Genomic DNA, 23,679 nt, shown 5'->3' on the forward strand with positions numbered 1-23,679 from the left:
GTTTAGAGCGCGTTTCGATCTGATTGGATCAGATCGGCGCTCTAAATATATGTTTTAACGCGCATCTTTGTCCGAAAACCGTTTCACACTTTTCGGGATGCGCTCTAAAAACCGCCAGACAGTCACCGCTGCGACATTACCGAATGCCACAAGGTCGGCTTCTGATCGTAGCCGCTGCCCTGCCAGCTCTCCAGTGACACAGCATTCCATGCTGTATTATCGTTCCAGATGCGGGCGATCTCATCGGCGCTCATATAATTATAGTATCGTCCAAGCGCGTCGTGACCTTCACCCGGACCATCCTTAAAACTCGCCCAGAGCCAGCCACCCGGTTTGAGTGCCCGGTGCATACGCCGCACAATATCGGGCAGGTCCGCACGACTTGCATGAAGGAGCGACGCGGATGCATAAATACCATCATAACGCTCAACTGCTTCAAGCTCATGGAATAACATCTGCCTGACAGGACGCTGCAATAGCGCCGAGGCTTCCGCAGCCAGTTCTCCTGAACCATCGGTCGGATCGACGTCAAAGCCACGCGCTAGCATCGCCTTGGCGTCCTGGCCACTCCCTGTGCCAAGCTCTAGAATAAGCCCAGCTGGACGAACATGCGCAAGAAAACTCTCCAGTTTTGGATTCACGCTGGAGCGGGCTGCATAAGTAGTGGCGTTATTCGCATAAAAACCCAGCGTATCGTTCGACATGACCTTGCTCCCCGTTTGCAATCTTAGAGAACAAGCAAATATGTCCGCACGAAGACGCAACGAAAAAGGCGGGCCAAAGCCCGCCTTTTCAACTGATAAAGTTACTAAAGCTTAGATGAACTTCAGCGCGCTGCGGCCTGCATAACGAGCCTGCTTGCCAAGTTCTTCTTCAATACGGATGAGCTGGTTGTACTTCGCCGTACGGTCGGAACGAGCCAGCGAACCGGTCTTGATCTGACCGCAGTTGGTTGCAACTGCGAGATCGGCAATGGTCGAATCTTCCGTTTCGCCCGAACGATGCGACATGACAGCGGTGTAGCCGGCCTTATGGGCAGTTTCGACGGCATCCAGCGTCTCGCTAAGCGAGCCAATCTGGTTGACCTTGACGAGGATCGAGTTGGCAACGCCCATCTTGATACCGTCGCGCAGGCGAGCCGAGTTCGTTACGAACAGATCGTCACCAACCAGCTGGCACTTGTCGCCGATCAGATCGGTCAGATACTTCCAGCCTTCCCAATCGTCTTCAGCCATACCGTCTTCAATCGAAACGATAGGGTAATCAGCAGCAAGCTTTGCAAGATACTTGGCCTGAGCTTTTGGATCGCGGGTCTTGCGCTCACCTTCATAGACGTAGTTACCGTCCTTGAAGAATTCGGTGGCGGCGCAATCAAGACCGATTGCGATGTCTTCGCCCGGCTTGAACCCGGCCTGTTCAATCGATTCCAGTACGAAATCGAGAGCGGCCTGTGCGCTCTTGAGGTTTGGAGCGAAGCCGCCTTCATCACCGACATTGGTGTTGTGGCCAGCATCTTTCAAACGCTTCTTGAGCGTGTGGAATACTTCTGAACCATAACGGACAGCTTCGCGGATCGACGAAGCGCCCACTGGCAGAATCATGAATTCCTGAAAATCGATTGGATTGTCAGCATGCGCGCCGCCATTGATGATGTTCATCATTGGAACTGGCAGAACGTGGGCGTTGACGCCGCCAACATAGCGGTAGAGTGGAAGGCCGGTTGCCTGTGCGGCAGCCTTGGCAACAGCAAGCGAAACGCCGAGAATTGCATTCGCGCCGAGATTACCCTTGTTTGGCGAACCATCGAGATCGATCAGTGTCTGGTCGATCAGCAACTGGCTTTCAGCATCGATACCGGCGATTGCGTCAAAAATCTTGCCATTAACTGCTTCAACGGCCTTTTCAACGCCCTTGCCGAGATAGCGGCTGCCGCCGTCACGAAGCTCAACGGCTTCATGCGCACCAGTCGAAGCGCCTGATGGCACCGCAGCGCGGCCAAAAGAGCCGTCTTCCAGTACGACGTCTACTTCGACGGTCGGGTTACCGCGGCTGTCGAGAATTTCGCGACCAACGATGTCGATGATTGCAGTCATAGGGGCAAGTCCTTCCCTGTAGATAGCCCCGCTTTGTTACGAGGCACATTGAAGAAATCCGATGTGAGACTTCATTATAGAAATAAAAGGCGGAGGAAAATCCCCCGCCTGTGAATTCCTGATGAAATTTTAAATCGATTTAGCAATCCTGTCGAATGCCATCAATTTTTCGAGAAGTGCAGGCATTTTATCGATCTGCACCATGTTTGGTCCGTCAGACGGTGCATTGTCCGGGTCTTCGTGCGTTTCAATGAAAACACCAGCAACACCAACAGCAACAGCGGCACTTGCAAGCGTTTCAACGAACTCACGCTGACCGCCGGAAGAACCACCCTGCCCGCCGGGCTGTTGAACGGAATGGGTTGCGTCGAAAATCACAGGCGAACCAAAGCCAGCCATGATTGGCAGCGAGCGCATGTCCGAAACAAGCGTATTGTAACCAAAGGATGCGCCGCGCTCGGTCGCCATGACATTTGGATTGCCATTCTCAGTAATCTTGGCAAGCACGTTCTTCATGTCCCACGGCGCCAAAAACTGGCCTTTTTTGACATTGACCGCACGACCTGTCTTTGCAGCAGCGACCAGAAGGTCGGTCTGGCGGCAAAGAAATGCAGGAATCTGCAAGACATCAACGACATCAGCGACTTCCGCACACTGCGCTTCGGTGTGAATATCAGTCAGAACAGGAAAACCGAATTCTTTCTTGAGATCGGCAAAAACTTCGAGCGCCTTTTCCAGACCAATGCCGCGCTGCGCGCTAAGCGAGGTGCGGTTCGCCTTGTCAAAGCTCGACTTATAAACAAGCCCCATGCCAAGCTTATTGGTGATCTCCACCAGACGGCCAGCCATGTCGAACGCGTGTTCACGGCTTTCCATCTGGCAAGGCCCGGCGATCAAAGCCAAAGGCGCACTGTTGGAGAACGTAACATTGCCGATTTTAACGGCAGAATTTGCGGTCGTCATGACTTGGAACCTTCAAATACAAACAACGTCCCCTGGCCCGGAGCCGGAGTGACGCAAATACGGCTTTCGCTCTTTGTGAAAACGATTCCGTTGCGAACGAGAAGCTGCTCAACCGCATAAAGCGAAGCAACCGAGAAGACCAGACCGGCAAGCCGCAAACCACGACCATGAAGGACCGGCGACCATCCAAAACAGCAATCAAACTGTGTCGGCGTCATGACCGCTATATCGGAATTGTTGGCGGAAATTGCCAGTGAACCATCTTCCTCTTTGCGAGCAGGTGCATGAAAGACACCCTGAAGCAGGTCTGAGAAATCTTCTGGTTTCTCCTCGCACAATAATATCTGACGCAAACCCGTCACGCCATTTTCATGGGTGATCAGATGCGAGCGGTCTGTCTTGGGATAAGCCAGACGCTGACAGGTGAAGAAAAATGCATCCGGCGCGCGCAGATCGGCAGCAAAAGCCAGACGGAAGCTGCCTGTTTCGCGTTTACCTTCAGACGAGGTGAAAGTCCGCGAAAACTCGACCATGCGACCGCCGGAAATACCGCGACGCTTGAATTCCGCATGATCACCACGCGAATCATCTGTCTTGAAAGCTATTCCGGAAAAACCGTCGTCGCCGTTGCGAAAACGGTAGGATAAATCACGCTGGATAAAGCTGTTGTTGCGCTGCGCGGCGGCTTCATAAAGCGGCGAGCGGTCCACAGCCAACATTTCGAGATAAGTATCGTCTGCAAAGAAACTGCAGACGTTAGCGGTGCCGAACGGATGTTGTGCGTCCAGCGCCACTGTAAATCCCAAGTGGGAAAGTCTCTTGCGCGCCTCACTCAGTTGAGAAACTGGAAGCACCAGATGGTCAACTGAACGAGCTTTGCGCGCAAGATCATTTGTCATGCATCAAACCAGTCTGCCCTGCTCCATCGCAGCCGCGATGAAGGAAGAGAATAGTGGGTGTGGCTCAAACGGACGCGACTTCAGTTCCGGATGGTACTGCACGCCGATGAACCAGGGATGATCAGCATATTCAACTGTTTCCGGCAGAACGCCGTCAGGCGACATACCAGAGAATACGAGGCCGCTCGCTTCAAGGCGGTCCTTATAGTCAACGTTCACTTCATAGCGGTGACGATGACGTTCGGAAATCTCGGTCGTACCGTAAATCTCGGCAATACGCGTTCCAGCCTTAAGCGTGGAATCATATGCGCCAAGGCGCATCGTGCCGCCAAGATCACCCGATTTCGTACGCTTTTCGAGCATATTGCCCTTGAGCCACTCAGTCATCAGACCGACAACAGGTTCCTTGGTCGGACCGAACTCGGTCGATGAAGCATTTTCGATACCGGCAAGGTTACGCGCGGCTTCGAGACATGCCATCTGCATACCGAAACAGATACCGAAATAAGGCACCTTGTGCTCGCGAGCGAACTTGGCAGCAAGGATCTTGCCTTCTGCACCACGTTCACCAAAGCCGCCCGGCACCAGAATGCCGTGAACTTTTTCGAGATACGGTGATGGGTCTTCACTTTCGAAGACTTCGGCTTCGATCCAGTCGAGATTGACCTTGACCTTGTTGGCAATGCCACCGTGCTGCAGCGCTTCGATCAGCGACTTATAAGCATCCTTCAGCTCAGTATATTTGCCGACGACGGCAATGGTAACTTCGCCTTCCGGATTGTGCAGAAGATGGGAAATGCCTTCCCAGCGTTCCATACGTGGCTTAGGTGCAGGTTCGATACCGAATGCTGCAAGCACTTCGTTGTCGAGACCTTCCTTATGATAAGCAATCGGCACATCATAAATTGTCGAAACGTCGAGCGCCTGAATGACTGCGCTTTCACGCACATTACAGAAAAGCGACAGCTTGCGACGTTCAGAAGCCGGAATCTCGCGATCCGCACGCACCAGAAGAATATCCGGTGCAATACCGATCGAACGCAGTTCCTTGACCGAATGCTGCGTAGGCTTGGTCTTGAGTTCACCTGCCGCAGGAATATACGGCATCAATGTCAGATGGATATAAACCGCGCTGTTGCGTGGCAGCTCATTGCCGAGCTGACGAATGGCTTCAAGGAACGGCATGGCTTCGATATCGCCGACCGTACCGCCGATTTCGCACAGAACGAAATCATAATCGTCATTGCCTTCAAGGACGAAGTTTTTGATTTCATCCGTGACGTGGGGAATAACCTGAACCGTCGCACCGAGATAATCGCCGCGGCGTTCCTTTTCGATGATGTTGCGGTAAATGCGACCGGTGGTAATGTTGTCCCGCTGATTTGCAGGACGACCGGTGAACCGCTCGTAATGGCCCAGATCAAGGTCTGTTTCAGCACCATCGTCAGTGACGAACACCTCACCGTGCTGGTAAGGCGACATCGTGCCGGGGTCGACGTTCAGATAAGGGTCGAGTTTACGGATACGCACGCGGTAACCACGTGCCTGAAGGAGTGCAGCCAGAGCTGCTGCGGCAATGCCTTTTCCAAGGGAAGAAACCACGCCGCCTGTGATGAATACATATCGCGCCATGGGCTTACGTCGTTAGACCCTTCTTGCTGATTCCGCCACTAAAAAAAGTGTGACCAGCGTTTTTTCCATCAAAATCACACCCGATCAGCTTCCCATATGGGAAAACCGGATGCTTCCACCAAGTTCAGCCCTGCTCGCACCATGTAGCGTCATTTGTTACATGCGCACGAAAAAAGGCCGGGGAAATCCCGGCCTTTCGGGTATTTCTACAAAAAATCAGAGAACGACGACTTTTGCGCCCATGCCAACGCGATCATACAGATCCAGAATGTCGTCATTGGTCATACGAAAACAACCATTGGAAGCCGGGCTACCGATTGTCCATGGCTGAGTGGTGCCGTGAATACGGATATACGTATCCTTGTTGCCCTGGAACAGATACATGGCGCGCGAACCAAGCGGATTGCCCGGACCGCCATCCATGCCGTTTTTGTAGCGGCCATACTGAGCAGGATTGCGTTCGATCATTTCCTTGGTCGGAATCCAGCGTGGCCATTCGCGCTTTGCGCTGACAGTTGCAGTTCCCTTGAACTCAAGACCAACTTTACCAACCGCAATGCCGTAACGGCGGGCTGTCGTCGAGCTTTCAACGAGATAAAGGAAATACTTCGAAGGATCGATGACGATCGTCCCTGCTTCGTAGCCAGTGAAGGTAACAGACTGCGCCTGATAGCGCGGGTCGATGTTATAGCGGTTAAGACCGACCTTCTTCGCAGCGCCCGCGTTTGAAGCACTCTTCTTTTTCTTCTTGGCAGGCTTTTCCTTGGCATCATTTGCCATAGCGACCTGCTGAACACCCGTTGCCGCAGCAGTAAGCTCGGCTTCAGCACCAGCAGCAAAACTTGGGCCCGTAAGTCCAATGCAAAGGCTTGCAATGCCAGCCATCAAAATAAAACGTGAAGACATGATCTATTCCCGAAAACCCAAGCAGTGCGGAAAACACCTGTCGCAACATCGCGTTCAGGCTTTCGCCCTCCATACTGTAAACAGTCGCACTACTCAATTATCCACAATGGCTATCCCTCACGATTCGGGAGAGCCTATTGCCAGCATGCAACACTTTGCGAACTCATGTTTAACAAAAAGAAAACCGGCCCTTTCGAGCCGGCTTTGAAATTTCCTGCAATTACAAAGCTCTTACTGTGAGCTTGGAACCTGCGGAGCCTGTGGCTGCGTTGGTGCAGTCGCCGGAGCCGAACCAGAAGCAGGCGTTTCTGCTTCATTGGTGCGCGAAGACTCACCGCCCAGCTGATTAAGAATGCCGCCACCGGTTCCGGTTCCACCAGCAGGAGGATTCTGCGTGCTACCTGCTGCCGGGATACGGTTCAGAATGTCCGTTGGCTTTTCGCCATAGCGGGCCATGATACCCAGAACGAGCGACGTGGCGAAAAAGCCAATCGCGAGAATAGCTGTTGTACGGGTCAGCGCGTTAGCTGCGCCGCGTGCCGTCATAAAGCCCGAACCACCGCCGATACCAAGGCCGCCGCCTTCGGAACGCTGGATGAGCACAACGCCAACAAGCGCCAGAACGATCAACAAATGAATGACAATGACTATGGTCTGCATAGGTTACGGTCTTTATATCTCTGGACTAATGCGTAACCGGGAGAAACAACAAGATTTCCGCCCCGGACAGCGATGATACAAATAGATAGAGCGGCTCTTTACACGCTATTGTGCGATAATCCAAGCCCTGCGTCCGATATAGAGCATTTCCAGCAAAAGTGCGAAGCGGTTTTGCGTCGGATAATGCGAAAAAACCAAGAGATAGAGCATTTCCAATGATTCAAGAAAAGCAGGAAACGCTCTAGATTTAAAGGACGCAGACACTCATCACAGATTGCGATAGGTTTCGCATATGGCGAGGAAGTCCGTTGCTTTCAAGCTGGCTCCACCCACCAATGCGCCATCAACATCAGGCACGCTCAGCAATTCAATGGCATTTGCCGGTTTGACCGAACCACCATAGAGAAGACGCAAGTGCGCGCCACTGGCACCGAAGCGCTCGGTCAGCTTCTCACGCATGAAAGCATGAGCCGCACGAACGTCTTGCACAGTTGGCGTCAAGCCTGTGCCAATAGCCCAAACGGGTTCATAGGCAACAATGGTATTTTCTGCTTTCACACCTTCAGGAAGTGAAGCGGCGAGCTGATCGCCGATCACATCAAGTGTGCGATCTGCCTTGCGCTCGTCAGCCGTTTCACCAACGCAGACAATCGCGATAAGGCCAGCGGTCCATGCAGATTCGGTTTTGCTGCGAACCAGATCATTGCCTTCACGGTGATCCGTGCGGCGCTCGGAGTGACCAAGAATGACGTGGCTTGCACCTGCTTCTTTAAGCATCTCGGCCGAAACATCGCCTGTATGCGCACCTGAAACTTTCGGATGGCAATCCTGACCACCCAATGCAACGGTTCCACCTTCGAGCGTTTCAGCCGCACGCGATAGCAAAGTTGCCGGAACGCAGATGACAGCATCAAGCTTGCGACCCAAATCGGAACTCAGGCCCGCAGTAATTGCGCGCAGTTCCGTTAGGGATTCTCCCGTACCATTCATTTTCCAGTTGCCAGCAACCAGCGGACGGATTCCCGGAGTCATATCATTCTCCTCGCCTTGAACGACGCCAACCGCCTGATAACGTGTATGGAGCGCCAAATTTTGCCACTGACTAAGCGTATTCGTCACGCAATGCAACGTTCTTGGTGGTCTATACTCAATGAGAACTTGCATCGGGGCCTAGCTTAAGGTTATCCCCTCACACGGCTTATCTTTATCGATAGCCGGGCTTTGTTTTGTTCTTAAAGGGTTTCCAATGCTCGACAGTATGCGTGATGCCGCCAGATCCTGGGTTGCTAAGCTTCTTCTCGGCCTCCTTGTTCTGAGTTTTGCAGTCTGGGGTATCGCAGATGCATTCCGGGGTGACATGTCTGGCAATGCAGCGCTCAGCGCTGGCAAGTCGGAAGTGAGCGCAACAGATTATCGCTTTGCCTACGAGCAACAGCTGATGCGTCTGTCCCAGCAATTCCGTCAGCGGCTAACCCGTGAACAGGCTCAACAGCTCGGCGTTGAAAATCAGGTTCTCGCACAGCTTGCAGCAGGCGTCGTCCTGGATGAACAGGCTCGCAACATGCAGCTTGGCCTCTCCAAGGATGGTATCGCGCGTCTCACTGCTGAAGATCCTTCTTTTCAGGATGCAAGCGGCAATTTCAGCCGCGCTCAATTTGATGCTGTTCTGCGCCAATCAAACATTCGTGCACAAGACTATCTCGACAACCGCGCGAAAGTCGCCCGTCGTCAGCAGATCGTCGAAGCAGCAACCGACGGCATGAAAATGCCAAATACGATGCTGAAAGCACTCGCTCTTTATCAGGGTGAAAGCCGCAGCGCGGATTACATCACTATTCCGGCTGAAAAAGCCGATGCGGTTCCTACCCCTTCTGATGATGCTCTCAAGGCTTATTTTGATGAGCACAAGGACGAGTATAAGGCACCGGAATACCGCAAGATCACCTATGTGAAGCTTGAGCCATCGGATATTGCCGATCCAGCCGCCGTCACGCAGGATGAAATCAACGAATATTATGAAAAGAACAAAAGCCGCTTCAGCACCACTGAAACGCGCACCATCGAACAGCTGAGCTTTGCTGACGAAGCTGCCGCTCAGGCCGCACATCAGAAAATCGCGGCCGGTACGAGCTTTGTTGATATCGGCACGGAACAGGGCAAGAGCGAAGCTGATCTGGTTCTTGGAACCTTTGAAAAGTCTGCTCTTCCTGATGCGACTATTGCCGACGCAGCATTTGCGCTCAACGAAGGCGGCGTAAGTGATGTGGTCAAGGGTGCATTCGGCCCAGTCATTCTCCGTGTCACCAAGGTGAACGCAGCGAACGTCAAAGCGCAGTCGGAAGTTGAAGCCGAAATTCGCGACACAGTTGCAACCAATATTGCAATCACCAGCATCAATGGCCTGCACGACGCATATGAACAGCAGCGTTCGGACGGTGGCAGCATGGCTGACGTCGCCAAAGGCCTGAGCCTCAAGGCCGTTACGGTCGACGCCATTGACGCTGAAGGCAACGATCCGGCCGGCAATGCAGTCGAGCTTCCAAATTCAGAAGCACTTCTCTCAGCTGCATTTCAGGCTGAACAAGGCTTTGACAACGACGCTCTGACCTTGGGCAATACTGGTTACCTCTGGTACCAGATCGATGGCACCACCCCTGCCCGCGACCGCACGCTTGATGAAGTCAAGGATAAGGTCGTTGCTGCGTGGAAGGGTGAAGAAGCTGTGAAGCGTCTGAATCAGCGTATGGAAGATCTGAAGAAGCGCCTCGACGGTGGCGAAACGCTTGACGCGATTGCTACAGCTGCGGGTGTTGAAAAGCAGACCAAACGCGGCATCACCCGCAATACAAACGATGCTGATTTCAACTCTGCTGCGACCGCACAGGTTTTCCGCGGGCCGAACGAACACACAGGTACGGCTGCTGCTGCATCTGATGACGCTCAGATCCTGTTCAAGGTTATCGAAGTCACCGAACCAACTGCCGCAGGTCCGGAAGCAATTCCTGAACAGCAGCAGACCTATCTGTCGACGACGCTTACCGATGACGTTCTCGAACAGCTGGTTGGCGAGTTGCAGAAGCAGTATCCCGTGCGGATCAATCAGACGGTCATCAACAACGCGTTGGCATTCTGACCCGCGGCAGGTCCCAGACAGGTGTAAGATAATGGCTGACTTAAAACCCTATATCGCCAAGGCTGCCTCCGGCAATCCATTGTCGTTCGAGGATTCCAAAGCAGCCTTCGACATCATGATGTCTGGACAGGCAACGCCTTCACAGGTGGGCGGCTTCCTGATGGCTCTGCGGGTACGCGGTGAAACAGTGCCGGAAATTGCCGGCGCAGTTGCCTCCATGCGGTCGCGTATGCTGCCGGTTTCCGCGCCGACCAACGCTGTTGATATCGTTGGTACTGGTGGCGACCAGTCCGGTTCCTACAATGTATCGAGCTGTTCGGCTTTTGTCGTCGCAGGTGCAGGCGTGCCTGTTGCCAAGCACGGCAATCGCGCCCTTTCCTCGCGTTCGGGTGCTGCCGATGCGCTAGCAGCCCTTGGTGTCAACATCGAAGCCGACGCAGACACAATTGGCCGCAGCATCAGCGAAGCCGGTCTTGGCTTCATGTTCGCACCGACTCACCATTCGGCGATGCGTCATGTCGGCCCATCGCGCGTCGAACTTGGAACCCGCACTATTTTCAATCTGCTTGGGCCATTGTCGAACCCAGCGAGTGTCAAACGTCAGCTGGTCGGCGTGTTCTCGGCTGAATGGGTCGAGCCTTTGGCGCAGGTTCTCAAAGAACTTGGTTCTGAAACCGCATGGGTTGTCTATGGCGATGGTCTCGATGAGATGACCACAGCAGGCACCACGAAAATCGCAGCGCTTGAAAACGGTACGATTCGCACATTCGAGATTGAGCCTGAAGATGTGGGCTTGCGCCGTGTCGATATGTCGGAACTTAAAGGTGGCGAAGCCGAAGTAAACGCCAGAGCTCTGCGTGGCGTTCTCGAAGGCGATCAAAACGCCTATCGTGATATCGTTTTGTTGAATTCTGCCGCAGCACTTGTCATTTCAGGTAAGGCAAAAGACCTGAAGGACGGTATCGCTCTCGCTGCGCAATCCATCGACAGCGGTTCAGCACTTGCAGTTCTGCAAAAAGTTATTGCCGTGTCCAACGATAAACCGCTCTGACGGAGAGGATCGAACCATGTCCACCGACATTCTGCGGAAAATCGAAGCCTATAAGCTTGAAGAGATCGCTGCTGCCAAGGCTCGCCTTCCACTGGAAGAAGTAAAGGCACGGGCCAAGGATCAGCCTGCGACGCGCGGTTTCCTCAAAGCACTGGAAGCCAAGCGCGCTGCAAACAAGTTTGCGCTTATCGCCGAGATTAAAAAGGCAAGTCCATCGAAGGGCCTCATTCGCCCGGATTTCGATCCACCCGCATTGGCCAAGGCCTATGAAGATGGCGGTGCTGCCTGCCTTTCCGTGCTGACCGATACGCCATCCTTTCAGGGTGCACCGGAATTTCTGACGGCTGCACGCGATGCATGTTCATTGCCCGCGCTACGTAAGGATTTCCTGTTCGATACCTATCAGGTCTATGAAGCGCGCAGTTGGGGTGCAGACTGCATTCTTATCATTCTGGCAAGTGTTGATGACGATCTCGCCAAGGCGCTTGAAGAAACCGCTTTCGAGCTCGGCATGGATGCATTGATTGAAGTCCATGATGAAGAGGAAACGGAACGCGCACTCAAGCTTTCGTCGCGTCTCGTCGGCGTCAACAATCGCAACCTGCGTACATTTGAAGTCGACCTTGCGGTTTCCGAGCGGCTCGCAAAGATGGTGCCTTCGGATCGTCTGCTGGTCGGCGAAAGCGGCATCTTCACTCATGATGATTGCCTACGTCTCGAAAAGTCGAATATCGGCACATTCCTCATCGGCGAAAGCCTGATGCGCAAAGAAGACGTTGCGTCCGCAACCCGCGAACTTCTGACCGGCAAGGCCTGAGATATGGCGGCCAAGCTCACCCATATCGACCAGACCGGCGCTGCCCACATGGTCGATGTCGGCGACAAGGCTGAAACCGAACGTCAGGCCACAGCTGAAGGTGCTGTCAGGATGCAGCCCGAAACGCTGGCGCTCATTCTGGAAGGCAATGCAGCCAAGGGTGACGTTATCGGTGCCGCGCGTCTCGCTGGCATCATGGCTGCGAAGAAAACTGCTGATCTTATCCCGCTTTGCCACCCGCTGATGCTGACCAAAGTATCGGTTGATATTGAGCCTGATCAGACGCTTCCCGGTTTGCGTGTTCGTGCCACGGCAAAGCTTAAAGGCCGTACCGGCGTAGAAATGGAAGCACTGACTGCCGTTTCCGTCACCTGCCTGACCATTTATGACATGGCGAAGGCTGTCGATCGCCATATGGAGATCACCGACATCCGCGTTTCGGCAAAAAGCGGCGGCAAGTCAGGTGACTGGAAAGCCTGATATCCAGACGAGAGGAAACCATATGTCCCTTCTCCCGGTCGATGAAGCACTTGCCCGCATCCTGAGCACCGCCGAGCCGCATGATTTTGAGCAGGTTGCACTTGCTTCAGCAGGCGGCCGCGTTGTTGCCGAGCAGGTCATGGCAAAACTGCGCCAGCCACCATTCGATTGTTCCGCCATGGACGGCTATGCGCTCATCGCGCCTCAGAACCTCGAATATCCGATTGAGCTTACAGTGATCGGTGAATCGGCAGCGGGTAAGCGATTTGATGGCCAGCTCAACGAAGGCGAAGCCGTGCGCATCTTCACGGGCGCACCCATACCGGTCGGCGCTGACTGCATCGTCATTCAGGAAGACACCGAACGTTCCGGTGACAAGCTGACAGTCCAACATGGGCTTGATAAAGGCCGTCACATCCGCCGCGCGGGTCTCGACTTTGCACCCGGTGACACCGTTCTTCCAGTTGGGCGGGAACTTGACGCCCCGGCACTGTCTCTTGCCGCTGCCAGCGGCAATGCAACGATTTCCGTTTTCAGGCAGCCCCGAATTGCCATTCTCGCCACTGGCGATGAACTCGTCCCGCCCGGAGCGCTCCCCGGTCCTGATCAGATTATAGCCTCCAATAGTTTGGGAATAGCTGAAATTGTGCGCCGCGCAGGTGGCAAGCCCGAAGACATGGGCATTATCGTTGACGATCCGACAAAGATCGAATCAGCGATCAGCCAGGTGCTCGACGATGGCATCGATATTCTCGTCACTATCGGCGGCGCGTCCGTTGGTGATCGTGATTACGTGCCCGGCGCGTTGAAGAACTGCGGTGTCGATCTCGATTTCTGGAAAATCGCCATGCGTCCCGGTAAACCGTTGATGTATGGTCGCAAGAGCATTTCAGGCAAAACGGTCCACGTCATCGGCCTGCCAGGCAACCCCGTTTCCAGCCTTGTTTGCAGCCTCGTATTTCTACGCCCATTGGTAGCCAAACTATCCGGCACGGATCTGACTGCAGATATTCGTCCCGCAAAGCTTGGTCAGGCAATGAATGCGAATGATCACCGGCGCGATTTTGTTCGGGCAACAGTCGAACAGGATGCTGACGGAACATTGATCGCAACGCCTTTTCCTATCCAGGATTCATCAATGCTTTCCGCCTTGGTTCGATCCGATGCGCTGCTGGTCAGAGATGAAAACGCACCCGCTTCATTGACCGGTGACGCCTGCATAATATTGATGCTGTAACGAACGCATCCAATTCCGCCAGTCCGTTAATCATTTTAAAACCATTGCAGAACAAGACTGGAACATATAGTGTTCGTTCTGGTTTTGTTTTTATTTGATTCTGGTCTGGAGGGTGTAGCGCATGTTGACCCGTAAACAGCACGAGCTTCTGCTGTTCATTCATGAACGTCTGAAAGAGACGGGCATTCCTCCGTCTTTCGACGAGATGAAAGAGGCTCTTGATTTAGCCTCGAAATCGGGCATTCATCGGCTCATCACAGCGCTGGAAGAACGCGGTTTCATCCGCAGGCTTCCAAATCGCGCCCGCGCACTGGAAGTGCTTCGTTTGCCGGATTCCATTGCTCCCGGACTGAATTCGCAAAAGAAATTTGCGCCAAGCGTTATCGAAGGCAGTCTCGGCAAGGCGCCACCTGCCCCTACGCCTATTCGCCCAGCTCCGGCGACTGCGAATGACGATGTATCGACCATGGTGTCCATCCCTGTGATGGGACGTATCGCTGCTGGTGTACCAATCTCGGCGATCCAGAATCAGACCCATTCGCTCAGCCTTCCGCCAGAAATGATTGGCGCAGGCGAACACTACGCGCTTGAGGTCAAGGGCGACTCGATGATTGAAGCCGGAATTTTCGATGGTGATACTGTCATCATCAAGCGCGGCGACACAGCCAATCCAGGTGAAATCATCGTTGCTCTGGTGGATGACGAAGAAGCGACACTGAAACGTTTCCGCCGCAAAGGCGCTTCCATTGCGCTCGAAGCTGCAAATCCAGCCTATGAGACGCGGATATTCGGTCCTGACCGAGTTCGTGTTCAGGGCAAGCTGATCGGTTTGATCCGGCGCTATTAGAGCGCATCCCGAAAAGTGTGAAACGGTTTTCGGACAAAGATGCGCGTTAAAAAAATATTTAGAGCGCCGATCTGATCCAATCAGATCGAAACGCGCTCTAAATCATTGAGGAAGATCAGAGCCAGTTGCATTTTCTGCTCCGGCTTTCTTCCGATACTCACGGTCAGGCAGACCGCGCGCTGCTCGTGAGTAGAGGCGATAGAGATGCCAGGGGCGTGTGGGCGCATCGACGGAAAAGTCCAGTTTGTCCGCATAGTCTCCGATATTGCGAGGCATTGCAGGCGCGAAACGATAAGTCTCGCGCTCGCTGACCGGCTCTCGCTCCGGAGACTTTGCCTGAACCATTTTGTCTGTGCTTAGTTTTTGCCCTAACCTTATTTCTAGAGTTCCTTTTAGGGCCAGTTCCTGCCTGTCAACGACGAGCGAGCCTGACCGCTCACAGCGTAGTTTTTTTCCGGCAATAGCAAGAACAACAATATCGCCTACATTACAGGCAATCTCGCGCATATCTTCCTGCGCAGTATAGGCCAGCATTCGACCATCCCTGAGAGGAATGGTACAGAGCCCATCTTCGCAGAGAAAAGCACGCTCATCAGCGGCAACCGATTGTTTCTTCAGTATGTGCGGAGGAACAAAGGCTTCAACCAGATAGGCCGTCTGCCAGTTCTGCGCTGTGAACTGCGGTGGCCTGTTGCGGTTAACCGCGAAATTGCCATCAGATAGTCGCACGGCCACAAACTTGGCATCTTCGCTGATAAGGATATCCGGCATCGGCATCCGTATGAAAGCGATCAGACCCATCACAATAAATGGAAGCGCCATTAACCGCAGTCGCGTTGTGAACGTAACCGCAATGACAAGTGCTGCCGTCCAGAGGATGAGCGTTGCGACCGGCATGACACCGGGATTACCGTCGGGCGAAAGGCTGGCAACAAACTCAGCAATGTGTCGCACGAGCAAAACGCCAAATCCCATGACTTGCAATGGCAACCAATCAAGTTGCAGCGGCATCAACAACAAGCTCAAAACTGCGAAAGGCATTACCAGTATCGAAATGACCGGCAAGGCCAGCACATTGCCGACAAGGCCCAAAGGGGCGGTGTTGTTAAAATGATAGGCCGCAAAAATCCCGCTGGCCACCCCTGCTACAATGGACGTCGCAGCCGTGGCTATTGCTGGTATAAATATTTTTGACAAAGGCCCACGCGATGAGGCTTGGCGATACTCCGCGCCTGACTGTCTTATGGCTTTTCTTTCACTCCACCAGGCGAAAGCCGCGATCAGCCCTGCTGTCGCCGAGAACGACATTTGGAAGCTTGGGCCCAATATCTCGTGCGGGGAGATTGCGATCATCGCAATTGCTGAAATCGCCAGATTACGCATGCTGATCGCCGCTCTGTCAGCCAGAAGCGCGCAAAGCATTACGGCAATCATCACGTAGCTGCGCTGTGCCGCCACATCGGCCCCAGACATAGCAAGATAGAACGTACAACTGAGCAACGAAAGAAAAGCTGCATATTTCTTAACCGAATATCGTGCGCTGAATGCCGGAAACAGGGCAAACAACGACCGCAACGACATCATGACCACCCCGGCTGCCAACACCATATGCAGGCCTGAAATCGACAAGATATGCGCGAGCCCAGCCTTGCGCAGATGTTCATTGGTCTCTTCACTGATCCCTGCCCGCTCACCTGCGATCAGTGCTGCCGCAACGCTGCCGTCTTCACCGGACAACACCTCTGCAATCCGCTCGGAAACATGTACGCGTAACTGGGCGATAGAGCCGGAAATTTTGGCAACTATGTCGCTCGGCCCGGGCACATCCACACTCTTCGGCGTCCCCAGAAAAAAGCCATTTGCACCGATACCGCCAAAATAAGCGTGAAAGCCAAAATCGTAGTTTCCCGGTCGGACCGGGCCTGATGCCACACGCAGACGTGCAAAACCGTTCAGGCCACTCCCGATCGTCGTTTGCGCCGGAATATCACGCGCAGTAATCCGGATACGCTGTGGGGCAAAACGAAGCTTTGGCCTCTGCGTTTCAATAAGATCGAGCGTGACGCGCCAGCTACCATTATCCCGATATTCGAGAGCGACAACCCGACCCGTAACGCGGGTTGCCACTTCAGAGCCAAGCATCTGGGTTCCACGTCGCTCCGTTTCGATCTTTCCCGCAATCATTCCCAGCTGGAGTGCTATCACAAGCGTCAATAGCTGTGACGGCAGGAAATGCCCACGAGACAGAAGACGAATAAAGACGGATACCCCAAGAACCGAAGTAAGTTGCAGCCATGCAGGTTCGAACGACACTGTGAAATAGATAATTGCCCCGATACCCATAAAGATAGGAAACAGCAGGAAAAACATTCCTCTGCCAATTTCCCGCGTCATGGCTGCAGCAAAACTCTGCCGGACAACAGACGCCAGTTCCTTCAGCCGCTCGGATGCTGTTCGTTGTTTTAGTGGCAGTACTGGCGGCGGATCTTCTGTTGGTTTATAAGGCAGCCATGGTTCGGGTAGTAAGGAACGTGCAAGACCGCCGGGCATGTCTTTGACGAACGCCCGTTCATTGATCTCCCGCGTTTCGCTTGTGCCCGTCATGCCCCCGCCTGACTGCAAAAGTGTCCCCCGCTAATCTAAAGAAGAATACCGGATTAGCGCGAAAGAACCTTCAAGCCCTTGCGCGCTGTGCTGCCTATGGTACATGAACGCCAGCCAAAATCGAGAGGGTTCCCGCATCGAGAATCCTTGCCGCCCGTAGACTGAGTACAATCGGGCGCTACATATTCAAAATTCCGCCTCGCACTGCGCGTCCGCTGCAGCCCAACGAGGCCTGTTATAGTGGAGCTGTCATGTCGAAACCGGTCGTAACCCGTTTTGCCCCTTCGCCCACGGGTTTCCTACATATTGGCGGAGCCCGGACCGCCCTGTTCAATTGGCTTTATGCCAAGCATAGTGGCGGCAAGATGCTGCTGCGCATCGAAGATACAGACCGCGAGCGCTCCACGGATGCTGCAACGGCGGCTATCCTTGATGGCCTGACATGGCTTGGTCTTGATTGGGACGGCGATGCCATCTCCCAGTTCGAACGCGCGCCACGCCATCGCGAAGTAGCAGAAGAACTGGTCGCCAAGGGCAAGGCTTATTATTGCTATGCAACACCAGCCGAACTCGAAGATATGCGCGAAAAGGCACGTGCCGAAGGCCGCCCACCGCGTTACGATGGTCGCTGGCGCGACCGTGACCCCTCCGAAGCACCGGAAGGTGTGAAGCCGGTCATCCGAATCAAAGCACCGCAGGAAGGCGAAACCCTTGTTCGCGATGCCGTTCAGGGTGATGTTCGCTTCCCGAACAAGGATCTGGATGATTTCATCATCCTTCGCTCCGATGGTACGCCAACCTATATGCACGCCGTCGTCGTCGATGATCATGATATGGGCGTCACCCACATTATCCGCGGCGATGATCACCTGACCAACGCCGCGCGTCAGACCGTGATTTACGATGCAATGGGCTGGGACGTCCCCCAGATGTCGCATATTCCGCTCATTCACGGCGCGGATGGTGCAAAGCTCTCCAAGCGCCACGGCGCACTTGGCGTTGATGCCTATCGCGCGATGGGTTATCTGCCGGAAGCTCTGCGCAACTATCTGGTTCGTCTTGGCTGGAGCCATGGCGACGACGAAATCATGTCGACCGAACAGATGATCGAGTGGTTTGACGTCAAGGATATCAACAAAGGTGCGGCACGTTTTGACTTCCAGAAGCTGGAAGCCATCAACGGCCTCTATATGCGCGCCAGCGACGACAAGGCACTGTTCGATGCTCTGATCGCCGTATTGCCGGAAATCGAAGGCGGCAAAGAACTGGAAGCCTCTCTCGACGACAAGGGTCGCGCGCAGCTGCTTACAGCAATGCCGGGCCTTAAAGATCGTGCGAAGACACTGGTGGAGCTTGCTGATGGTGCGAAGTTTATCTTCGCAAAGCGCCCGCTTGTATTTGATGAGAAGGCCGCATCTCTGCTTAACGACGAAGGTCGCGAAGTTCTGAAAGCTGTCCTTCCGCATTTGGAATCAGTCAGCGAATGGACCGTAGACGCGCTTGATGCGGCAGTTCGCGCCCATGCAGAAACAGTAGGCCTGAAGCTTGGCAAGGTAGCACAACCACTGCGCGCTGCCCTTACAGGTCGAGCTACATCTCCGGGTGTATTCGACGTACTGTTTGTGCTCGGCCGTGAAGAGTCACTTGCACGCATAAAAGATCAAATCGTTTGAACTGTTAGCATTCACGCTGACGTGACAAAACGGACTTAATTAGACCAAATTACGCATTGCATCGCAAAATCATTGGGATAGTTTGGCGGGCGAAATCGTTTGGATAATGCGTTGAAAATCCGTTCTTCTACGGGGACGGGCAACACATAAAAATAATGCGGTTTCCCGCGTAGGCGGGGAACACATAGATGTTACAAGAGACAAGTTATAACGACGATTAAAATTCAGCCGCCACACGGGCGGCAAAGTGGACACGAAAGGAAACACGATGTCAGATAAGACAGCAAGCTTTACCCTCGACGGCAAAACGTTCGACCTGCCTGTACGACAAGGCACTGTCGGGCCGGACGTTGTCGACATCGGTCCACTTTACAAGAATGCGAACGCCTTCACTTACGACCCTGGCTTCACGTCGACTGCTTCGTGCGAATCCAAGATCACCTACATTGATGGCGACGAAGGCGTTCTGCTCTATCGTGGCTATCCAATTGATCAGCTTGCTGAACACGGCGACTTCCTTGAAACTTGCTACCTGCTGCTTTACGGCGAACTGCCAACCGCAACTCAGAAGGCTGATTTCGATTATCGCGTGACCCGTCACACGATGATCCATGAGCAGATGACGAAGTTCTTCACCGGATTCCGTCGCGATGCGCATCCGATGGCCGTGATCGTAGGCTGCGTAGGCGCAATGTCCGCCTTCTACCACGACTCGACCGATATCACCGATCCGCATCAGCGCATGGTCGCCTCGATCCGCCTGATCGCCAAGGTGCCGACACTCGCAGCAATGGCCTATAAGTATCATATCGGCCAGCCGTTCATGTATCCGAAGAACGATCTCGATTTCGCGTCGAACTTCCTGCACATGTGCTTCGCTGTTCCGTGTGAAGAGTACAAGGTCAATCCGGTTCTGGCACGTGCCATGGATCGTATCTTCATCCTGCACGCAGACCACGAACAGAACGCCTCTACTTCGACCGTGCGTCTGGCCGGTTCGTCGGGTGCCAATCCGTTTGCTTGTATTGCAGCTGGCGTTGCCTGCCTCTGGGGCCCTGCCCACGGCGGCGCAAACGAAGCCGCGCTCAACATGCTTGCAGAAATCGGCTCGGTTGACCGCATTCCAGAATTCATCGCACGCGCCAAGGATAAGAACGATCCATTCCGTCTGATGGGCTTTGGTCACCGCGTTTACAAGAACTACGATCCGCGCGCCAAGATCATGCAGAAGACCTGCCATGAGGTTCTCGGCGAACTGGGCATCAAGGACGATCCGCTCCTCGACGTCGCTCTGGAACTGGAAAAGATTGCTCTGACTGATGAATATTTCATCGAGAAGAAGCTCTATCCAAACATCGACTTCTATTCCGGTATCACGCTGAAGGCACTTGGCTTCCCGACCGAAATGTTCACGGTTCTGTTCGCCCTTGCCCGTACCGTCGGCTGGGTTGCACAGTGGAAAGAAATGATCGAAGATCCACAGCAGAAAATCGGTCGTCCGCGTCAGCTCTACACTGGCGCTGCAGAACGCGATTACGTACCGGTCGCAAAGCGCAAGTAATCTAAATCAGAATAAAAAACCCCGGCAATTTGCCGGGGTTTTTGTTTGTACAGATTTTGAAAAATTAGAGCGTCGGGCGCCTTATTGGGCGCGCAAAGATCGCTCTAACACTTCAAAATTGGAGCATTTCCAGCAAAAGTGCGAAGAGGTTTTGCGTCGGATAATGCAAAAAAACAAAGAGATAGAGCATTTCCAATGATTCAAGACGAACAGGAAATGCTCTAGTGCTTTCTGCCGTTTTCAGCAAGATCAAGCAAAACGCGGGCACCGATCTCTCCTGATGGCCGCTCGGTGGCCATGATGGACGTCACCTTGTCGAAGCCATCGAGCTGAGCCTGCCGAAAAGCGCCTTTCTGCATCAATTGCTCAATATAGCGCGCGAGGTTGCCGGGCCTCACGGATTCATTGAAGAATTCCGGTACAACAGGCGCGTCCGCGATAATATTGGGCAGTGCTGCACTCCAGATCGTAATTCTGGAAATCAGAAACTGACGTGCAAACCAATCTGCCTTATAGGAAAGAACAGTCGGAATATGTGACAGGGCCAATTCCAATGAGACGGTGCCCGACGCAGCCAATGCGGCATCTGCGCGTGCAAAAGCCTGCCATTTTGCCTCGTCGCCAGTCACGATAAGCGGCTTCACTGCCCAGTCTTTGGATAGTGTGCGCACCATTTCCTCAACACGAGGCAATGTAGGCAGAATGACTTCAAGCTTTTCGACACGTGTTGCCAGTTCCGCAACCGCCTTGCCGAACGGCTCCATAAGCATCTGAATCTCCCCACGACGAGAGCCGGGAAGCAGCAACAGGCATCGCGTGTCGTCAGGCCAGCGTTTCTGCTCGGCGGCCTGCTGCGCTACCTGTACCTTCAGGATAGGTGCATAACTGCTGAGACGATGACCAACATAAGTCGACTGCGGACCATTGAGGCGCCTCATCACCTCAACCTCGAACGGCAATACCGTAAGCACATGATCGACATAGGCGCGCATGGCTTTTGCGCGTTGCGGACGCCAGGCCCAAACGCTCGGTGCAATGTATTTTACGATTGGTATCGACGGATCCGCTGCACGTATTTTCTTTGCAACACGATGCGTGAACTCCGGACTGTCGATCAACAACACACAATCTGGCTTTTCAGATACAATCCGCTTCGCCGTCTGACTGATACGCAGAATAAGACCCGGAAGGTTCTTGAGGATGGCACCTAGACCCATCAGAGCAATTTCATGCGGATCGAAAAAACTCTTCAATCCGCGCTCAGTCAAATGCTCGCCGCCAACTCCGACGATATCGACAAGCCTGTCAGTCTGGCCACGAAGAGCATCAATCAGGTCGGCTCCAAGCAGATCGCCGGATTCCTCTCCGGCCACGATTGCGATTTTCAATGGCCGGCTGGTTTTGCTCACCCTGTCGTGTCCTTTGTGCTTCGACTAATCGTCTCGATAAAAAGGCCTTTTTCATTTGCTGCGGCCAAAGTTTCACCCAGGCCAAGAATGAAGGTGCGTCCTGCTTCAATAGCAATGCCGGAAAGGCCTGCACGCGCGGCATTTTCGACCGTCGACACACCAATCGCAGGCAGATCGGCACGTTCATCCTGTCTTGGCTTCGCCATTTTTACAAGTACGCCGCCACGACGCGAAATTCTGCCTTCCTGACGTAAGGCAAAAACCCGCTCAATCATCAAGTCGGTGCCTTCTGCACCTTCTAGAGCCACAACCCGGCCGCCAGTTGCAATGGCACCCTGCCCGACATCGAGTTCACCCAAACGCAGAGCTGCTTCCATCGCCAGCGCGATATTACCGCGCTCACGCGAATCTGGGGTCAATCGTGTGAGACAGCGGGCTGGTTCTGGCGACAACAGATCTGGCACAACTTCGTGTGCTCCGACCATTTTGAAACCATAACGTTCCAGCAGGCGCATAAATGCGCGCAGCAGTGCATCATCGCCCTGACTGAGAGCAACGAGAACATAACGCATCGCCCTGATTGTGGGCAAATTAAGCTTCAAATCGCTTAAATGCGGACGATTACGGAGCCCACCGGCCAGAACCACTTGCGAAACGCCAGCGGAACGCATGGCACGCATCAACATGCCAAAATCGACCGCCGAAATTTCCTGATGATCATAATCGTAAAGCGAAGCATCGGCTTCACCACGCAGCGGAAGCACGAAAGGCGGATTTCCATCCGCCTTTAAAGCCTCGGCCACCTTAATAGGCAAAAGACCATTGCCAGCAATGATAGCCGTGCGGGGGCGCTTAGTCACGCTCTGCCCGCTATCAAGCGTCGTCACCGTCATCCATCGCTCCGCCTACGGATGAACCGAGCGGCGGGGTGCAGTAGGCGCGCTTATTATCCACCAGAATAAAGGAGATAAGATCGGTCACACCGTCCGAATCGGGAATTGCCTTCAAAACGTCCTGAGCACGTTCACGCACCGGCTTGGAGCGATCAAACAGCATATGCACCGCATGGCGCAGATTATGAATATCTTTGCGCTGCATGCCCGAACGCTTCATGCCGATAATGTTCAAGCCGCCGAGATAGGCGTGGTTGCCAATCGCACTGCCATAAGGAATGAGATCATGCGCAAGTGCTGCCATGCCACCAACAAAAGCATGATGACCGACGCGCGTGAACTGGTGAACAGCAGAGCCACCGCCGAGAATGGCGTGATGACCAATTTCCACGTGACCGCCAATCATCACATTGTTGGCAAATGTGACGTGGTCGCCGACATCGCAATCATGAGCGACGTGAGCGTAAGCCAGAAACTGACAGTTGTCGCCAACACTCGTATATCCGCGACTGCTGTCTGAACCACGATGCATGGTGGCACCTTCGCGGATAAGGCAGTTTGTGCCAACGATAAGCTTCGTCGGGCCGCCTTTATGCTTTCCGTTCTGCGGATCGCAGCCAAGAACGGCATGTGGATAAACCTTTGCGCCAGCACCAAGCGTTACCGCCTCCGTGACGACAACATGGCTCATCAATTCGGAACCGTCACCAATGACGGCGCCAGACTGAATATGGCAAAATGGACCGACGGATACGCCCTGTCCCAGCTCCACACCCTGCTCGACAAGAGCCGTAGGGTGGATAAAAGTTTCCTTCATCGAG

Annotated in this window: 20 protein-coding genes; 8 read left to right on the forward strand and 12 right to left on the reverse strand. The window is 53.8% G+C overall.

Features of this window, described 5'->3' with window-relative positions; translation table 11 throughout:
* Positions 1-122: 122 nt before the first annotated feature.
* The 8 genes from C9380_RS06800 to tpiA all read right to left on the reverse strand — a co-directional run bounded on the left by C9380_RS06800 (position 123) and on the right by tpiA (position 8,185).
* Positions 123-704 carry a class I SAM-dependent methyltransferase gene (locus tag C9380_RS06800; RefSeq protein WP_128093264.1) on the reverse strand — a complete coding sequence of 194 codons (582 nt, stop codon included), beginning with the start codon at positions 702-704 and terminating at the stop codon, positions 123-125.
* 111 nt (positions 705-815) lie between these two features.
* On the reverse strand, positions 816-2,093 hold the full coding sequence (gene eno / locus C9380_RS06805) for a phosphopyruvate hydratase (RefSeq protein ID WP_024897107.1): 1,278 nt from the start codon (positions 2,091-2,093) through the stop codon (positions 816-818).
* 129 nt (positions 2,094-2,222) lie between these two features.
* Positions 2,223-3,056 carry a 3-deoxy-8-phosphooctulonate synthase gene (kdsA, locus tag C9380_RS06810; protein ID WP_128093265.1) on the reverse strand — a complete coding sequence of 278 codons (834 nt, stop codon included), beginning with the start codon at positions 3,054-3,056 and terminating at the stop codon, positions 2,223-2,225.
* The gene (locus C9380_RS06815; protein WP_128093266.1) at positions 3,053-3,955 is read right to left on the reverse strand and encodes a VOC family protein; all 903 of its coding nucleotides are present in this window, start codon (positions 3,953-3,955) and stop codon (positions 3,053-3,055) included. Before C9380_RS06815 ends, kdsA begins: the two co-directional genes overlap by 4 nt.
* A 3-nt stretch (positions 3,956-3,958) precedes the next feature.
* Positions 3,959-5,587, reverse strand: coding sequence for a CTP synthase (pyrG, locus tag C9380_RS06820; RefSeq protein ID WP_024897104.1), 1,629 nt, complete (start codon positions 5,585-5,587; stop codon positions 3,959-3,961).
* A gap of 216 nt (positions 5,588-5,803) precedes the next feature.
* On the reverse strand, positions 5,804-6,493 hold the full coding sequence (locus C9380_RS06825) for a L,D-transpeptidase (protein ID WP_024897103.1): 690 nt from the start codon (positions 6,491-6,493) through the stop codon (positions 5,804-5,806).
* A gap of 231 nt (positions 6,494-6,724) precedes the next feature.
* Positions 6,725-7,153 carry a preprotein translocase subunit SecG gene (secG, locus tag C9380_RS06830; RefSeq protein WP_024897102.1) on the reverse strand — a complete coding sequence of 143 codons (429 nt, stop codon included), beginning with the start codon at positions 7,151-7,153 and terminating at the stop codon, positions 6,725-6,727.
* A gap of 267 nt (positions 7,154-7,420) precedes the next feature.
* Positions 7,421-8,185 carry a triose-phosphate isomerase gene (gene tpiA, locus C9380_RS06835; RefSeq protein WP_128093267.1) on the reverse strand — a complete coding sequence of 255 codons (765 nt, stop codon included), beginning with the start codon at positions 8,183-8,185 and terminating at the stop codon, positions 7,421-7,423.
* 214 nt (positions 8,186-8,399) lie between these two features.
* Here tpiA and C9380_RS06840 point away from each other — a divergent pair, with 214 nt between their 5' ends.
* The 6 genes from C9380_RS06840 (at position 8,400) to lexA (ending at position 14,718) form a co-directional block, all read left to right on the forward strand.
* Positions 8,400-10,286 carry a peptidyl-prolyl cis-trans isomerase gene (locus C9380_RS06840; protein WP_128093268.1) on the forward strand — a complete coding sequence of 629 codons (1,887 nt, stop codon included), beginning with the start codon at positions 8,400-8,402 and terminating at the stop codon, positions 10,284-10,286.
* 31 nt (positions 10,287-10,317) lie between these two features.
* Complete coding sequence (gene trpD, locus C9380_RS06845) at positions 10,318-11,337, forward strand: anthranilate phosphoribosyltransferase (RefSeq protein ID WP_128093269.1); 1,020 nt, start codon at positions 10,318-10,320, stop codon at positions 11,335-11,337.
* Positions 11,338-11,353: 16 nt separating this feature from the next.
* Positions 11,354-12,154 (forward strand): indole-3-glycerol phosphate synthase TrpC, encoded by an 801-nt coding sequence (gene trpC, locus C9380_RS06850; RefSeq protein ID WP_128093270.1) that lies wholly within the window; start codon positions 11,354-11,356, stop codon positions 12,152-12,154.
* A 3-nt stretch (positions 12,155-12,157) separates the two neighbouring features.
* Positions 12,158-12,634, forward strand: coding sequence for a cyclic pyranopterin monophosphate synthase MoaC (gene moaC, locus C9380_RS06855; protein ID WP_111787424.1), 477 nt, complete (start codon positions 12,158-12,160; stop codon positions 12,632-12,634).
* 22 nt (positions 12,635-12,656) lie between these two features.
* The gene (locus C9380_RS06860) at positions 12,657-13,871 is read left to right on the forward strand and encodes a molybdopterin molybdotransferase MoeA (RefSeq protein WP_111787423.1); all 1,215 of its coding nucleotides are present in this window, start codon (positions 12,657-12,659) and stop codon (positions 13,869-13,871) included.
* A gap of 121 nt (positions 13,872-13,992) precedes the next feature.
* A complete protein-coding gene (gene lexA / locus C9380_RS06865) occupies positions 13,993-14,718 on the forward strand; it encodes a transcriptional repressor LexA (RefSeq protein ID WP_024897095.1) in 726 nt (241 codons plus the stop codon).
* A 102-nt stretch (positions 14,719-14,820) separates the two neighbouring features.
* On the opposite strand, the gene C9380_RS06870 is transcribed toward lexA, so the two are convergent.
* Positions 14,821-17,322 carry a ComEC/Rec2 family competence protein gene (locus tag C9380_RS06870; RefSeq protein WP_128093271.1) on the reverse strand — a complete coding sequence of 834 codons (2,502 nt, stop codon included), beginning with the start codon at positions 17,320-17,322 and terminating at the stop codon, positions 14,821-14,823.
* 251 nt (positions 17,323-17,573) lie between these two features.
* Here C9380_RS06870 and gltX point away from each other — a divergent pair, with 251 nt between their 5' ends.
* A complete protein-coding gene (gltX, locus tag C9380_RS06875) occupies positions 17,574-18,995 on the forward strand; it encodes a glutamate--tRNA ligase (protein ID WP_100558885.1) in 1,422 nt (473 codons plus the stop codon).
* 268 nt (positions 18,996-19,263) lie between these two features.
* The gene (gene gltA, locus C9380_RS06880) at positions 19,264-20,556 is read left to right on the forward strand and encodes a citrate synthase (protein WP_024897092.1); all 1,293 of its coding nucleotides are present in this window, start codon (positions 19,264-19,266) and stop codon (positions 20,554-20,556) included.
* 221 nt (positions 20,557-20,777) lie between these two features.
* Here the strand turns inward: gltA and lpxB are convergent, their stop codons facing one another.
* The 3 genes from lpxB to lpxA are packed head-to-tail and all read right to left on the reverse strand — an operon-like array spanning position 20,778 to position 23,675.
* Positions 20,778-21,965: a lipid-A-disaccharide synthase gene (gene lpxB, locus C9380_RS06885; protein WP_128093272.1), complete on the reverse strand. Its 1,188-nt coding sequence runs from the start codon at positions 21,963-21,965 to the stop codon at positions 20,778-20,780.
* Positions 21,962-22,858: an LpxI family protein gene (locus C9380_RS06890; protein WP_105705856.1), complete on the reverse strand. Its 897-nt coding sequence runs from the start codon at positions 22,856-22,858 to the stop codon at positions 21,962-21,964. The genes lpxB and C9380_RS06890 overlap by 4 nt, the downstream gene beginning before the upstream one ends.
* On the reverse strand, positions 22,839-23,675 hold the full coding sequence (gene lpxA, locus C9380_RS06895; RefSeq protein ID WP_128093273.1) for an acyl-ACP--UDP-N-acetylglucosamine O-acyltransferase: 837 nt from the start codon (positions 23,673-23,675) through the stop codon (positions 22,839-22,841). Before lpxA ends, C9380_RS06890 begins: the two co-directional genes overlap by 20 nt.
* Positions 23,676-23,679 lie beyond the last annotated feature (4 nt).

The sequence above is a fragment of the Brucella pituitosa genome, assembly GCF_003049685.1.
GTDB classification, from domain to species: Bacteria; Pseudomonadota; Alphaproteobacteria; order Rhizobiales; family Rhizobiaceae; genus Brucella; species Brucella pituitosa.